At 70.4% G+C, this 13,987-nt stretch carries 15 protein-coding genes and 1 tRNA gene; 6 read left to right on the forward strand and 10 right to left on the reverse strand.

Features of this window, described 5'->3' with window-relative positions:
• Positions 1 to 31 precede the first annotated feature (31 nt).
• Positions 32 to 592, forward strand: coding sequence for a 2'-5' RNA ligase family protein (locus tag OG984_RS05485; protein ID WP_328530627.1), 561 nt, complete (start codon positions 32 to 34; stop codon positions 590 to 592).
• A gap of 7 nt (positions 593 to 599) precedes the next feature.
• Here the strand turns inward: OG984_RS05485 and OG984_RS05490 are convergent, their stop codons facing one another.
• The 3 genes from OG984_RS05490 to OG984_RS05500 all read right to left on the reverse strand — a co-directional run bounded on the left by OG984_RS05490 (position 600) and on the right by OG984_RS05500 (position 2,940).
• The gene (locus OG984_RS05490) at positions 600 to 1,544 is read right to left on the reverse strand and encodes a DnaJ domain-containing protein (RefSeq protein ID WP_328530628.1); all 945 of its coding nucleotides are present in this window, start codon (positions 1,542 to 1,544) and stop codon (positions 600 to 602) included.
• 168 nt (positions 1,545 to 1,712) lie between these two features.
• Positions 1,713 to 1,788 (reverse strand) — tRNA-Gly (locus OG984_RS05495).
• Positions 1,789 to 1,845: 57 nt separating this feature from the next.
• Complete coding sequence (locus OG984_RS05500) at positions 1,846 to 2,940, reverse strand: hypothetical protein (protein ID WP_328530629.1); 1,095 nt, start codon at positions 2,938 to 2,940, stop codon at positions 1,846 to 1,848.
• Positions 2,941 to 3,042: 102 nt separating this feature from the next.
• Here OG984_RS05500 and OG984_RS05505 point away from each other — a divergent pair, with 102 nt between their 5' ends.
• Positions 3,043 to 4,005, forward strand: a complete 963-nt coding sequence (locus tag OG984_RS05505) for a tyrosine-type recombinase/integrase (protein ID WP_328530630.1) — start codon at positions 3,043 to 3,045, stop codon at positions 4,003 to 4,005.
• 39 nt (positions 4,006 to 4,044) lie between these two features.
• Here OG984_RS05505 and OG984_RS05510 read toward each other — a convergent pair whose 3' ends face one another.
• Positions 4,045 to 4,563: a DUF6448 family protein gene (locus tag OG984_RS05510; RefSeq protein WP_328530631.1), complete on the reverse strand. Its 519-nt coding sequence runs from the start codon at positions 4,561 to 4,563 to the stop codon at positions 4,045 to 4,047.
• Between the two features lie 171 nt (positions 4,564 to 4,734).
• Between OG984_RS05510 and OG984_RS05515 the strand changes: the two genes are divergently transcribed.
• The 3 genes from OG984_RS05515 (at position 4,735) to OG984_RS05525 (ending at position 8,482) form a co-directional block, all read left to right on the forward strand.
• A complete protein-coding gene (locus OG984_RS05515) occupies positions 4,735 to 5,160 on the forward strand; it encodes a DUF3788 family protein (protein ID WP_328530632.1) in 426 nt (141 codons plus the stop codon).
• 111 nt (positions 5,161 to 5,271) lie between these two features.
• Positions 5,272 to 6,867, forward strand: coding sequence for a GMC family oxidoreductase (locus OG984_RS05520; RefSeq protein ID WP_328530633.1), 1,596 nt, complete (start codon positions 5,272 to 5,274; stop codon positions 6,865 to 6,867).
• A gap of 4 nt (positions 6,868 to 6,871) precedes the next feature.
• On the forward strand, positions 6,872 to 8,482 hold the full coding sequence (locus OG984_RS05525) for an AMP-binding protein (RefSeq protein WP_328530634.1): 1,611 nt from the start codon (positions 6,872 to 6,874) through the stop codon (positions 8,480 to 8,482).
• A gap of 4 nt (positions 8,483 to 8,486) precedes the next feature.
• Here OG984_RS05525 and OG984_RS05530 read toward each other — a convergent pair whose 3' ends face one another.
• The 3 genes from OG984_RS05530 to OG984_RS05540 are packed head-to-tail and all read right to left on the reverse strand — an operon-like array spanning position 8,487 to position 10,471.
• Positions 8,487 to 9,260: an anti-sigma factor family protein gene (locus OG984_RS05530; protein WP_328530635.1), complete on the reverse strand. Its 774-nt coding sequence runs from the start codon at positions 9,258 to 9,260 to the stop codon at positions 8,487 to 8,489.
• Positions 9,257 to 9,775, reverse strand: a complete 519-nt coding sequence (locus OG984_RS05535; protein WP_328530636.1) for a sigma-70 family RNA polymerase sigma factor — start codon at positions 9,773 to 9,775, stop codon at positions 9,257 to 9,259. The genes OG984_RS05530 and OG984_RS05535 overlap by 4 nt, the downstream gene beginning before the upstream one ends.
• A 24-nt stretch (positions 9,776 to 9,799) precedes the next feature.
• Positions 9,800 to 10,471 (reverse strand): YceI family protein, encoded by a 672-nt coding sequence (locus OG984_RS05540; RefSeq protein ID WP_328530637.1) that lies wholly within the window; start codon positions 10,469 to 10,471, stop codon positions 9,800 to 9,802.
• A gap of 141 nt (positions 10,472 to 10,612) precedes the next feature.
• On the opposite strand from OG984_RS05540, the gene OG984_RS05545 reads away from it, so the two are divergent.
• On the forward strand, positions 10,613 to 11,794 hold the full coding sequence (locus tag OG984_RS05545; RefSeq protein WP_328530638.1) for an acyl-CoA dehydrogenase family protein: 1,182 nt from the start codon (positions 10,613 to 10,615) through the stop codon (positions 11,792 to 11,794).
• Between the two features lie 21 nt (positions 11,795 to 11,815).
• On the opposite strand, the gene OG984_RS05550 is transcribed toward OG984_RS05545, so the two are convergent.
• From OG984_RS05550 to OG984_RS05560, 3 genes are all read right to left on the reverse strand, one after another.
• Positions 11,816 to 12,658, reverse strand: coding sequence for an alpha/beta fold hydrolase (locus tag OG984_RS05550; RefSeq protein WP_328530639.1), 843 nt, complete (start codon positions 12,656 to 12,658; stop codon positions 11,816 to 11,818).
• A 1-nt stretch (position 12,659) separates the two neighbouring features.
• Positions 12,660 to 13,331 carry a hypothetical protein gene (locus OG984_RS05555; RefSeq protein WP_328530640.1) on the reverse strand — a complete coding sequence of 224 codons (672 nt, stop codon included), beginning with the start codon at positions 13,329 to 13,331 and terminating at the stop codon, positions 12,660 to 12,662.
• Positions 13,332 to 13,479: 148 nt separating this feature from the next.
• Entirely contained in the window at positions 13,480 to 13,926 is a 447-nt protein-coding gene (locus tag OG984_RS05560; protein ID WP_328530641.1) for a DUF1772 domain-containing protein, read from the reverse strand.
• Between the last annotated feature and the right edge of the window lie 61 nt (positions 13,927 to 13,987).

Below are 13,987 nucleotides of genomic sequence, written 5' to 3' on the forward strand. Positions count from 1 at the left end.
GAGCCGTCGCGCGTCGGCGACAATCCGGTCCATGACGAACACCGAGGAGGCCGCGACGGCATCGACGGGGCACTCGGTGCTGGTCGTCCCGGTGCCCGAGCTGGAGGCGTACGTCCTGGAGCGGACCCGCCACTACGACGACTCGTTCGTCTCCACCGACCCGGCTTTCGTGCACGCGCACATCACGCTGCTCGCGCCGTTTCTCGCCTCACCCACGAGCGAGGACCTGAGGCTGGTCGAGAAGATCGCGACCGCTGCCACATCCTTCGACTTCGTGCTCGAGGACGTGCGCCTCTTCTCCGGTGGCACGATCTATCTGCATCCCGAGCCGGCGGAGCCGTTCGCGGCGCTGACCGCGGAGCTGAGTGCCGCGTTCCCGCAGTGCCCGCCCTATGCGGGGCTCTTCGAGCCGGTGCCACACCTGACGGTCGACCACATCGCCGGGGGAGTGTCTCTCGAGTCGGCGCGTACGTCCCTGGCGGCAGTGCTGCCGGCGCGGTGCCGCGCCGACCGGATCAGCCTGCAGTGGTACGCCAACCACGGCTGCCGCGTGATCGAGGAATGGCCGCTCGGCGGGACGTCGGAGGTATGAGCGTGCGTCAGGGCGCGGGGGCGGACATCGCCTGCATCACGTAGCCGATCATGACCAGCATCGTCAGACTGCTGATGGCGATGCCGGCGACCGCGGCCCATCGGCCGCGTCGCTTCTCGTCCGCGGTGCGGGCCAGACCGATGATCCCGAGGATGAAGCCGAGCGGGCCGCACAACAGCACGCTCGCGATCAACGACGCAACCGAGACGCCGTCGAGCGGCACGGCGTAGAGCGACCAGGCGTTGGCCGGCTTCCTTGGCGCCGCGCCCGGCGGCGGCGTCGGCGTCACCGGCTGCGGGTTGGCCGGTTGAGGATTCGGAGCCTGGGGCTGTGTCACCTGGGGGCTCGCCCCCTGAGGCTTGCCCATCGACGGGTTCCCCATCGGGGGATTCCCTGGCAGGGGATTCGCCGTCGCCTGCCCGGCGGTCGTCTGCGGTCGAGGCGTCTCGGGTGCCGCGGGAGGTGGCTTGGGCGCCGCGGCTCGCTGTCGGGCCGAGAGGGCCGGGTTGGCCGCACGAGCCTGGCGGGTGGCCTGCCGCAGCCGGCTGACGGAGGGGCGCACCCGGGCCGGCGGCGGGGGCACCGGGCCCTGGGCGGCGCCAGGAGCCGGTGCGGGCCGGGGCGCCTTGCTGCCCCACTCGGCTCGCCAGCGGCGGTCGCGGCTGAGCGGCGGGGCGGAAGGAGCAGCCTCCGGGGTGTTCACCGCAGGTCCAGCGGGAGTGACTCCGCGGCGCCGCGCGAGCTCCTCGTCGAGCGTCGCACGGGCCACCGGGTCGAGGAGCACGTCACGCGCCCGGTTGATCCGCATCATCAGCTCGCCGTCGGCGACACGGCCGCCACGGTCGGGATGGAACTGCTTGGCGAGCTCGCGATGGCGTGCGCGCACGGCCGCATCGTCCGCGTCCGGGCCGATCTGGAGTACGGAATAGGCGTCGATGAACTTCCCGCTCACTCAACGCCCCCCCACGCACAGTCCTTCGGTATTCGGCCTCGACCCCCAGGTTCCTCACCTGGTGCCTCAGAAATCCCAGAGCAGGGAAATCCTAGAGCAGTCGTGGCGAGATACTGGTTTCGCCACGGGAAATTGACCGAGGGCCGCCCGACTGGGCGGCCCTCGTAGTGGAGCGGACGACGAGGCTCGAACTCGCGACCTCAACCTTGGCAAGGTTGCGCTCTACCAACTGAGCTACGTCCGCTTGCGAGAAGAACAGTAGCGGATGGGGTCGGCTGCGCTCCAACTGGGGGTGCGCGTGTCACGAACCTGCTTCGGGGGAGTCGACCGGCGGCGTACGTCGCTCGAGCTGCTCCACGAGCTGGGTGACCTGGGCCTGATGTGCCGCCCTCAGGTCCTCGAGGCGCTCGGCCGCGTGGGCGCGCTCGCGGTCCAGCTCCGAGCGGGCGGCGTCGCGGTCCGACTTGGCAGCGGCCTCGCTGCCGCGCAGGTCGGCGATCTTGTCGCGGAGCGCGTCCACCTGCTCGCGGGCGGCGTCGCGCTGCGTACGCAGCCCGGAGCTCGTCGCCTCGGCGCTGGCCACCGCTTTCTCAGCAGCCCTCTTCTCGGCGATCAGCTGTTCCTGCAGCCGCGCCATCGCCTTCTCGGCATGGTCGGCGCGGGCGGCCTCGCTCCGCCTACGTTGCACCGCTGAGTCGTGCTCGGCCTGCAGCCTCTCGAGTCTCTCGGCCAGGCTCGCGCGCGCGGACGTCATCTCGGCAAGGCTCTGCTCGAGCGAGGCGATCGTCGCGGCGGCGGTCTCCGCCGCGGCCCTCGCCTGCGACTCGGCCCTCTCCAAGGCGGCCTGCGCGTCCTGACGGGACTCCTCGGCCGCGGTGGTGGCCGCCAGCGCTTGCCTCAGGACCTCGGCGGAGCGCTCGGACTCCTCCAACGCCTCCGCGGCGGCGGCATCCGCTTCGTCCCGCTCCGCCTCGGCCGCACGCTGGGCCTGCTCGGCACGAACGGCACGCGCCCCGGCCGCGGCGATCTGCTCCTGCGCCTCGCTCTGCACGGTGGCGATCTGGGCCTCGGCAGCGGTCAGGTCACCGAGCGTACGCAGCTCCTCGAGCGCCTTCGGAAGCTGATCGAGGAACCGATCGGCGAGCTGGGTCAGCTGCGTGGTGATCTCGGCTGCGCGCTGCTGAGCGGCCTGCACCGGCCGCGCGGTCTCCTCGGGTGGCCGCGCCTCCGCGAGTCGCTGCAGTCGCTTTCGCTCGCGCCAGGCGGCGGCTCGGTTGTGGGTGGGGTCGTCGCAGTACTCCGGCGGCCGGCCGCTCCCGCTCTCCGAAGCCGCCGCCGGCAGGGGACAGCCGGGGAAACGGCAGAGCTTCTCGTCGACAACGATCGTTTCCGTCATTGCGTCATCATAGCGTGACGAAAGACGAAACGAATACCTAATAAGCCCCGAAGTGAGATCCGTCGAGGACACACAACATAACTGGCATTATGATGTGTGCCTGTGAGCGCCATCGAGAACCGTCCGCAGACCCCGACCACAGACCTGGCGGTGACGGAATCCGTCAGAGAGCTGTTCCTCGGCGACCTGGCGGAGCTGCCCCCGGAGAAGAGGGCTGCGGCGCTCGCCCGCAGGTTCCTGCTCTCCTACGCAGGACACACCCGCGCGGCGTACGGACGAGACCTCGCCGACTGGTTCGGCTGGTGCGCGGCCCTGGACATCGACCCGCTCGCCGCCAACCGGGCGATGGTCGACGGCTATGCCCGCCACCTCGAGACACGACGGAGCCCGGCGACGATCGCTCGGCGGCTCTCCGCTATCGCCGGCTTCTACCGCTACGGCGTCGCCGAGGACGTCCTGAGCACCTCGCCGGCAGATCACATCAAGCGCCCCAGGACCAGCAACGACTCCCAGACCCTGGGGATGGACAGGGGAGAGGCGCGGGCCTTCCTCGCCGCCGCACGCGACCACTCCAGCCGCGCAGCCGCCCTGGTCACGCTCCTGCTCCACGACGGGCTGCGCATCTCGGAGGCCCTGGGCGCCGACGTCACCGACCTCAGCCACTCCCGCGGCCACCGCATCCTGACGATCACCCGCAAGGGAGGCGCCCGGCGCGACGTCGTCCTCAACCCGGCGACCTCCCAGGCCCTCGACACCTACCTCGACGCCCGAGTCGACGGCCCGGTCTTCGTCACGAGCACCGGCAACCGCTGGCACCGCTCCGAGGCCTTCCGCCTCATCCGTCGCCTGGGTGCATCCGCGGGCATCGAGCACGGCGACAAGCTCTCCCCGCACAGCCTGCGCCACACGTTCGTCACCCTGGCGCGCGAAGCCGGCATACCTCTCGAGGACGTCCAGGATGCCGCGGGTCACGCCGACCCGCGCACCACCCGCCGCTACGACCGCGGCCGCCACAACCTCGACCGCCACCCCGCCTACGCCCTGGGCGCCTTCCTCGCCGACTGAGAGCCAGTCGGTGATGACCGTCGTCGGGTCGCCGCCGGCCTACTCCGCGTGGGAGTGCGCAGTCGCCTCATGGTGATCGGTGGCCCGCATCGCGCCGTAGAGACGGTGGCTGTACACCTGGTAACCCAGCATGGCCTCCACGTAGCGTCGTTCGTCCTCCAGGGACCGGGCGCGGTGTACGGCCAGATGCCGGACGGCGTCGAGGCGCTGCTCGAGCTCGGCGCGGAGAACATCGGTCAGATAGTCAACCAGCTGTTGGCTCGAGCCTGATTCGATCGCGCGCTCGGCCAAGGGGATCACGGGACCGACCGACAGCCCGGCCGGCTTCAGACCGGTGTACGGAGCACCCTCCCCGGCGCGGTGCAGGCGCACCACGGTCTCGAAGAACCACAGCTCGGCGGTCTCGCGGACCTGCGGTCCGGTGTCACGAAGCGGCGCCACACGGTCGTAGGCAGCGCGGACCTCGGCTTCCGCTTCGGCGGGTACGAATGGCAGGACAAGGTTCACATCAGCCGCTTCCAGCGCCTCGCGAGCCGCAGCGACGACCGGGCCGTCCATCGAGTCACAGTGCGGAGGCATGCCATCCCCTCCTTGACGGATCTCGTCTCCTTGACTTCGACGCTAGGCGTGGGTGTCCGCGAGGAGAAGAGCCCAAGGTCACCGTGATGTCGGGCCGCGCGGGCCGTTGGGCTCTGCTGTCAACGCCGGTCTGATCGCTACCGTCGACCGGTGTCCACCCGCGGTGCCGTCCTGACTGATCCTGATCGTCCGCCCGACGACGAGCAGATCCGTGTCCACCTGGGCACCTCCTTCGTCGCCTGGCAACGTCTCGAGCCAGCGCTGAGCGGCCCCGACCTCGACCTGGTGTTGTCGTGGCACCACTTCCGCGACGGCGGCTGGCTGCGCAAAGCGCTCCGGGGGAAGAAGAACGTAGCCTGGCTGGCGGTGTGGGAGGGCTACGCCACGGTCACCTGCTATTTCTCAGCGCGACACCGCGAGGAACTCACTGCGCTGCCGCTTCCTGAAGATCTCCGCACCCAGATCAGCCAGGCGCAGATGTCCGGAGCCATGCTGCCGGTCGTCATCGAGATCCGCTCTCCGGCGGACGTCGAGGCCGCCGTCGAAGTCGTTCGTCACCGTCTCCGGGCGCGATAGCGCGCGTCCGGATTCGCCCCGCCGGAATCCGCCGGAGGGCCTGACAAGCCGGATGGGTCCCAGTACGTTCAGTGTGGCAGCCACCCTTGTCAGCGTTGACGGAGGAGAGATATGAGCCAGACGAGCGTTCAAGAGCTCACCACGGACTACGTGGTGGTGGGGGCAGGATCGTCGGGGGCCGTGCTCGCGGCACGACTCAGCGAGGACCCGAGCGTCCAGGTGACCCTGCTCGAGGCAGGCCCGCGCGACAAGGGCATGAACATCCACGTCCCGGCGGCGTTCTCCAAGCTCTTCCGGAGCGAGCACGACTGGGACTACTCCACCGAGCCGCAGCCGGAGCTCGGCGGCCGCCGGATCTACTGGCCGCGCGGCCGGATGCTGGGCGGCAGCTCCTCGATGAACGCGATGATGTGGGTCAAGGGGCTCCAGACCGACTACGAGGAGTGGGGCGCGGCGGCAGGACCCGAGTGGGGCTGGGACGCCGTCAAGAAGGCCTACGCGAAGCTCGAGGACGTCGAGGACGCCACCGCGCTCGACGGCACCGGCGGCCCGGTCCGGGTGGAGCGGCAGCGGAGCCCGCGCCCCTACACCGAGTCGTTCCTCCAGGCCGCCGAGCAGGCCGGCTTCACCCGCGGGCGGGCCAACGGCCCCAACCCCGAGGCGTACGTCGAGACCATGGTCACCCAGCGCCGCGGCACCCGGTGGAGCACCGCCGCCGCCTATCTCAGGCCCGCCGCGAGACGCGCCAACCTGAAGGTGCTCACCGGCGCCCAGGTCTCCCGGGTGACCTTCGACGGACACCGCGCGACCGGTGTCGAAGCCGTCGTCGACGGTCGGCAGACCACCGTCACCGCACGACGCGAGGTGATCCTCTCCGGCGGCGCGGTCAACACCCCGCAGCTGCTGATGCTCTCCGGGATCGGGCCGGCCGCCCACCTGAAGGACCTCGGCATCGAGATCGTCCACGACACGCGGGAGGTGGGGGAGAACCTCACCGACCACCTCGTCGCCGGTCTCGGCTGGGAGGTCGAGCAGGGCTCGCTCGCGACCGCGGAGTCGCTCCGCCACCTGGCCAACTACCTGCTGCGCCGGCGAGGGATGCTCACCTCCAACGTCGGCGAGGCCTACGGCTTCCTCCGCTCGCGTCCCGACCTGGAGGCGCCGGACATCGAGATGATCTTCGCTCCGGTCGGGTTCTTCGACGAGGGGCTGGTGCCGTTCGTGGGCGAGGCGGTCGTCGCCGGCCCGATCCTGGTCGACCCGGCCAGCCGCGGCCGGATCACGCTCGCCTCCGCGGACCCTGCCGCCAAGGCGCTCATCGACCCGCGGTATCTCTCGGACCCGGAAGGAAGGGACCGCGCCGCGATGGTCGAGGGCGTCCGGGCCGCTCTGGACATCGCCTCGCAGCCCGCGCTCAAGCCGATCCTCGGCGACCTCCTGCGTCCCGATCTCCCGGCCGGCTCGACCGCGGAGGAGGTCGCCGACGCGCTCCTGGCCCGTCACGCGCACACCCTCTACCACCCGACCGGCACCTGCCGGATGGGCACGGACGAGGCGAGCGTGGTGGATCCGAGCCTGCGCGTACGCGGCGTCGAAGGCCTCCGCGTCGCCGACGCCTCGATCATGCCGAGGATCGTGCGCGGCCACACGAACGCGCCCGCGATCATGATCGGCGAGCGTGCCGCCGACCTCATCAGGGGCGCCTGAGACCATGACGGACTCCTACGCCGCCGGCGAGACCGCCACCCCGCTGCTGGAGGAGACGATCGGGGCGAGCTTCGATCGCACCGTCGCCCGGTTCGGTGACCGGGAGGCGCTGGTCGAGGTGGCGACCGGCCGCCGCTGGACGTACGCCGAGATGAGCCGTGACGTCGACGCGCTGGCCGTCGGGCTCCGCAAGGCCGGGATCGCGAAGGGCGACCGGGTCGGCATCTGGGCGCCCAACTGTGCGGAATGGACCCTGACCCAGGTGGCGACGGCGAAGATCGGCGCCATCCTGGTCAACATCAACCCGGCCTACCGCACCCACGAGCTGGCGTACGCCCTGACGCAGGCGGGCATCAGGCTCCTGATCTCCGCGCCCGACTTCAAGACCTCCGACTACCGGAGCATGGTGGCCCAGGTCAGCGGCAACTGCCCCGACCTCGAACGGACCGTCTTCATCGGCGACCCGGAGTGGGCGGCGCTTCTCGAGGCCGGTGCCGGCGAGGCGCTGAGCGATCACGTCACCGACGAGCTGAGCCCCGAGGACCCGATCAACATCCAGTACACCTCGGGCACGACCGGCTATCCCAAGGGCGCGACGCTGAGCCACCGCAACATCCTCAACAACGGCTACTTCACCACCGAGACGATCGGGTTCACCGAGCACGACCGGCTGGCGATCCCGGTGCCCTTCTACCACTGCTTCGGCATGGTGATGGGCAACCTGGGCTGCATCACCCACGGTGCCACGATGGTCATCCCGGGCCAGGCCTTCGACCCGGCGGCGACGCTGAAAGCGGTCCAGGACGAGCGCTGCACGGCCGTCTACGGCGTACCCACCATGTTCATCGCGATGCAGAACCACCCCGACTTCGCGACGTACGACCTCAGCACGCTCCGCACCGGGATCATGGCGGGCAGCCCGTGCCCCGTCGAGGTGATGAAGCGGTGCGTCAACGAGATGCACATGAGCGAGGTCTCGATCGCCTACGGCATGACCGAGACCTCTCCGGTCTCGACCCAGACCCGGCGGGACGACGACCTCGAGCACCGCACCGCCACCGTCGGCCGGGTGCACCCGCACGTCGAGGTGCGCATCGTCGACCCGACCACCGCAGCGGTGCTTCCTCGGGGTGAGGCCGGCGAGCTCCAGACCCGGGGCTACTCGGTGATGCTCGGCTACTGGGCGGACGAGGAGAAGACCCGCGCGGCCGTCGACGAGGAGGGCTGGATGCACACCGGCGACCTCGCCGTGATGAACCCCGACGGCTACTGCAACATCGTCGGCCGTATCAAGGACATGGTCATCCGCGGCGGCGAGAACATCTACCCGCGTGAGATCGAGGAGTTCCTCTACACCCACCCCGACATCGAGGACGTCCAGGTCATCGGGGTTCCCGACGAGACGTACGGCGAGGAGCTCTGTGCCTGGGTCCGCCTGCGCCCCGGCGCGGAGCGGATGACGGCCGAGACCCTGGAGGCGTACGCCACGGGCAAGCTCGCTCACTACAAGATCCCGCGCTACGTCCTGGTCGTCGAGGAGTTCCCGATGACCGTGACCGGCAAGGTCCGCAAGGTCGAGATGCGGGAGAAGACCGTCTCCGAGCTGAGGCTGTAGAGCCTCAGGTCAGGGAGGCGGCCGCGACCGCGGTGTCGTCGCCGTCGAGGGTGATCTCGACCCGCTCGACGTCGGCGATCGGGACCGCGGAGGAGGCGTCCAGCCCGAGCGTCTCCCCGCCCGACCAGGTCCACGACCCGGCGACGGTGCGCGCCCCGTCCCGGCGCACCAGCACCAGGTCGTACGTCACCGGCGCCGCCTCGTAGTCCGACGACGTCGGCGGGGTCTTCCCGGGCTCGGGCGGGTAGTGGCAGCTCCACGTGAGCTTGGTGCCCCACGAGGTCGGGGTGACGACGAGCTGGGCCCACATGTCGACGCTGCCCACGGGGCGCAGGTCGACGGTGCGGACGTTCGCATCCGCGGAGCCTGACGGCGTGACGGATGCCGACGGCCGGGCGATCGGCTCCTGGTTCCCGTCGCGGCCGAGCAGCAGCCCGCCGATGGCCGTGCCACCGGCGAGAAGGACGACGGCGGCCGCAGCCGCGAACGCCCGGCGACGCAGTCGCGACCTGCGTACGGCCCCGGCCAGGTCGGCGAGCGGCGGCGGGGTGACCTCGGCAGGTGCGTCCTCGAGGAGCTCCTCGGCCTCCTCCCGGGAGAGTGCCCCGAGCAGCCCCGGCATTCCGGCGAGCTCGGCGACGGCCTCGCGGCACACGGCGCAGCCGGTCAGGTGTCGCTCGTAGGCCCTGCGGTCGCTCGGGCTCAGCGCCCCGAGCACGTAGGACGCGTCCCAGTCGGCGAACGTCTCGTGCCCGGAGGCATCGAGGTGATCGTTCATGAGGTGACCCCCTTCTCTTGCAGGGCGAGACGCAGGGCTCGCAGTCCGTAGTGCAACCGAGACTTCACGGTGCCGGGCGGGATGTCGAGCTCGCGGGCGAGCTCGGCCACCGACCGGCCGCCGTAGTAGGCGCCGACCACGACGGCCCGGTGCTCGGCGGAGAGGGCCAGCAGCGCATCGGCGACGACCCAGGAGTCGAGCACGGCCTGGGTGTGGTCGGCCCGGCTCTGGTCAGGGGGCGACTCCGCGGCGTACTCCCGCTTGCGGCGCGCGCTGCGCAGGTCGTCGATGACGAGGTTGCGGGCGGTGGTGAACAGCCAGGCACGTACGCCGTCGTCGGGCCGCTGCAGCACCTCCGGGTTGCGCCAGGCCCGCAGCAGCGTCTCCTGCACCACGTCGCGAGCCTCCTCGGCGTCGCCGGTGCGGCGTACGACGTAGCGGTAGAGCGCCTCGGAGTGGGCGTCGTGCACCGCTACGAGCAGCTCGTCCTCCGCGCCCATGTCACCTCCCCGCACCGAACCAGGATCCCAGAGCCCCGGTCAGCCCTTGACCAGCTCGAGCGAGAACTCGACGCTGCCGGTGTCCTCGACGCTCACGAAACCCAGGTTCGGGGCCTCGACACCGAAGTCCGCGAAGGTGATCGGGACGCTACCGACGACCTGGAGGGCGCTGGCGCCGTCACCGCCGACCTCGGCGTCCACCGTCACCGACTTCGTCTCGCCGTGCACGGTGAGATCGCCGACCAGCTCGACCTCGGTGGCACCGGCCTCGAGGGCAGCGGGCTGGGTGAGCTCGAAGGTGGCGGTCGGGAACTTCTCGGCCTCGATCGCGTTGTCGCGGAAGTAGCCGTCCCGGTTGCCGGAGTCGGTGGCGATCGTGGCCACCTTCACCTCGATGCTGGCTGCGGTGACCTCGTCCTCCGCGATGGTGACCTCGCCGGTCACGTCCTCGGTGCGGCCGGTGACGGTGACGTCCTCGCCGCGCAGCACCTCGTCGAGGCGGTAGCCGGCGTAGGAGCCGTCGGAGACGGTCCAGGTGCCGGTGCTGTCGGCGCCGTCAGCCGGCGCCGCCGACGCGCTGAGGCTGGGCTTGTCCGCCGCCGCGTCCTCGGCCCGGTCGGCGTACCAGCGGGGTCCGAAGATCGCCGCGACCCCTCCGACCACGACCACTGCCGCACCGATCCCGACCATTGCCTTCGTACGTGTCCGCACGCCGTTTCCTCTCGCCGCGAGGCCGACCCGATGCCGGCCTTCATCCCTACTACGGAGCGCTGTGGCGAACGGTTCAAACCAGTCGGCGTGACGGGTGACACAATCGGTCGCGGCCCCGATCGAACCCCAAGGAGACTCCCCATGCCCCAGACCCCGCTCGAGCTCTTCGGCACCGAGGCCCTCATCGGCGATGAGGACCGCGCGATCCGCGACACGGTGAGATCCTTCGCGGAGAAGGAGATCAAGCCGCACCTCGCCGACTGGTTCGAGGCGGGCTCGGTGCCGGTCAAGGAGCTGGCCCCCGAGCTCGGCAAGCTCGGCGTGCTCGGGATGCACCTGGAGGGCTACGGCTGTGCGGGCACCAGCGCCACCGCGTACGGCCTGGCCTGCCTGGAGCTCGAGGCCGCCGACTCCGGGATCCGCTCGCTGGTCTCGGTGCAGGGATCGCTGGCGATGTTCGCGATCTGGAAGTGGGGGAGCGAGGAGCAGAAGCAGGAGTGGCTGCCGCGGATGGCGGCCGGCGATGCGATCGGCTGCTTCGGGCTGACCGAACCCGACTTCGGCTCCAACCCGGCAGGGATGCGCACGCGTGCCCGGCGTGATGGCGACGACTGGGTGCTCTCCGGCACCAAGATGTGGATCACCAACGCTCCGGTCGCCGACGTCGCGGTCGTCTGGGCCCAGACCGACGAGGGGGAGAACGGCAAGGGCATCCGCGGGTTCGTGGTCCCGACCGACACGCCCGGCTTCTCCGCCCCGGTGATCAAGCAGAAGCTCTCGCTGCGCGCCTCGGTCACCGGCGAGATCGTCCTGGACTCGGTCCGGCTGCCGGCCTCCGCCGCCTTCCCCGAGGTCAGGGGTCTGAAGGGCCCGCTGTCCTGCCTCAACGAGGCTCGCTTCGGCATCGTCTTCGGCGCCGTCGGGGCAGCCCGTGACTGCCTCGAGGCCGCCATCGCGTACGCCGCCTCCCGGGAGATCTACGACAAGCCCCTCGCGGGCTACCAGATCACCCAGACCAAGCTCGCCGACATGACCCTGGAGCTCGGCAAGTCGATGCTCCTGGCGTTGCACCTGGGGCGCCTGAAGGACGAAGGCACCCTCCGCTCCGAGCAGATCTCGCTGGGCAAGCTCAACAACGTCCGCGAGGCCATCGCCATCGCCCGCGAGTGCCGCACCATCCTCGCCGCCGCCGGGGTTACGCTCGAGTACCCGATCCTGCGCCACGCCAACAACCTCGAGTCGGTCCTGACGTACGAGGGCACCAGCGAGGTCCACCAGCTGATCATCGGGCAGGCGCTGACGGGGGAGTCCGCCTTCCGCTGACCCGGGCTCACGCGAGGCGCCTCAGTCAGGTCGCGCAGGTGGGCTGTTCGGTGAAGAAGCTGGTGCCCCGGCGAGCATGAAGCCCAGGGTGAGGTGGGTGGTCGCGGTCGAGGTGGAGGCACGGGCATGACCCCACTTGTCGAAGAGGTGAGCCCGCCCGTCGGGTACGCCCTGCGCTGTGCGGTGGAAAAGCTCCGGGCTGTAGAAGGCGTCGCTGCGGCCGCCGACTACCAGTGTGGGGGCCGTGATCTGCGACAGGTCGGCCTCGACGTCGAAGGCGTCCTCGGCATCGAGGGTGACGAGCAGGTCGGTCGGGTCGGCGGGGACCATCGGGCGGGCCGCCCAGCGCACGAGCGGGCCTGTCGGACGCCTCAGTGGCCGCGGAAGCATGCCCGTCATCATGGATGCCCACGCCGCGCGTGGCTCTCCGGCCCTGATCAGGCGTGCCATCTCTGCCTGCATCGCATGCCCGCGTGACCCCAGTCGGCACGCCGATGAGACCACTACGAGTCGGCGAACGAGGTCCGGCCGGTCGACGGCGAGCTGGAGCGCGACCGACCCGCCGGTGCTGGTGCCGTGCAGGAACACCGGCTCGCTGAGGTCGTGCGCGATCGCGTCGGCCAGATGGCCTGCGATGTCGGACATCGACTGTCCTGGTCGCAGTCCTCGCCTGCGATTGACGACAAGCACGGTGAAGTCCTGGGCGAACGGGGTCGCGAAGGCTAGCGCCATCCGACGCTGCAGACCCGTGGGCACATCGTGCTCGGGGGTCAGACCCAGCACCGACACCAGCGGCGGTCCGTGGCCGATCCTCAGGTAGGGGATGTCGCCGTGGAGGAACCCGACCGACTCTCGTTCCTGCATCTCACACCTCGCCTTCGCGGGCGCCCTCTCGATCGACTGTCAGCGCACCGGCCAGGGTGAGCACCAGTCCGCCGAAGGCGACCGGAGGCAGCAGTGCGGGCAGCCAGGTCGAGTCGACGCCGGCCAGCCACTGCAGCAGCACGACGCCGAGAAGGAGTGCCAGGAAGCTGCTCACGGTGAGCAGCAGTAGGGAGCGCCACGCAGAAGCCAGCGCGTGGCGAACACGGCCGGGCTTCCTGGGCCGGGTCCTCGGGTCTGCGCGGAGCAGACCGATGGCCAGCACGAGGCCGACCAGTGGCGGTCCGAACCCACCGCCCACCACCAGCAGCAGAACGGAGAGGCCGAGCAGCCCCCAGCCGTCCCGGCGGTGAGGCCGGGCCCGTACCGCCCACCATCCCAGGGCAAGGGCGGTCACGACGCTGACCACACCGGCGATGCGCAGGTCGGGGATCAGGGTCATGGCCGGCTCACCGTCCAACGGCTCGAAGGCTGCCACGTCCGGCCACGACTCGATCACCAGCCCATCGGCCGTCGAGGCGTCCTGGAGGAGCTCGCCCACCCCGTGCTCGATCCCCGCCAGCGATGCCACCAGCCCGATGGTTGCGACGACGACGCGGACCGCCGAGGACGACGCTGTCTCGCGATCGAGAAGGGCGGGCTCGGTCCGGCTCATGGCGTCGCGTCACCTCCAGGGTTCAGGATCCGACAGCCACAGCCTCGGTGCCGCCCGGCAACCCGAGGAAGGGGCAGAGGACCCGGGATGCCGGGACATGGTGCCTTCCCTTGCGGGTTCGGGGTCGAGGACGCGAGGCCGGGCGGGCTCAGACGAGGGCGGCGGCGAGCAGGGTGAAGGCGGCGATGATGACGGCGACGCGGAGGTAGTGCCAGCGCTCCCAGCGGCTCAGCTGCGTCCTCCAGTCCTCGGGCCGGTTCTCGGGGGTCCAGGACTTGTTCCGGTTGTTGATCGGAACGAGCAGCAGGACCGACATGACGACGCTGAGGATCAGAAGCGCGCCAGCAGTGATGACGAGGGCAGTGTCGTCGTGCTGCCACCCGGCGATGGCCCAGATGATCACCAGCACGAGCGAGCCGATGTACCAGACCGGCATGACGGCGCCGAGCATCCGGCCGCCGTGAGCGTGACCGAGCTGGCTGCTGTCCTCGGGAAGTGCGTTGAGGATCCGGTTCATGACGAAGGCGACCGAGAACTCGACCCCCACCATGACGCCGACGACCACGGTGGTGACGACCTCGAGTGTGCTGAACATGATGCTCCTCCAAGAAGCTAGCAGTGCTAGAACGGAGTGCAACGCTAGCAGTGCTGCTGCT

It is taken from the genome of Nocardioides sp. NBC_00368 (assembly GCF_036090055.1).
Taxonomy (GTDB): Bacteria; Actinomycetota; Actinomycetes; order Propionibacteriales; family Nocardioidaceae; genus Nocardioides.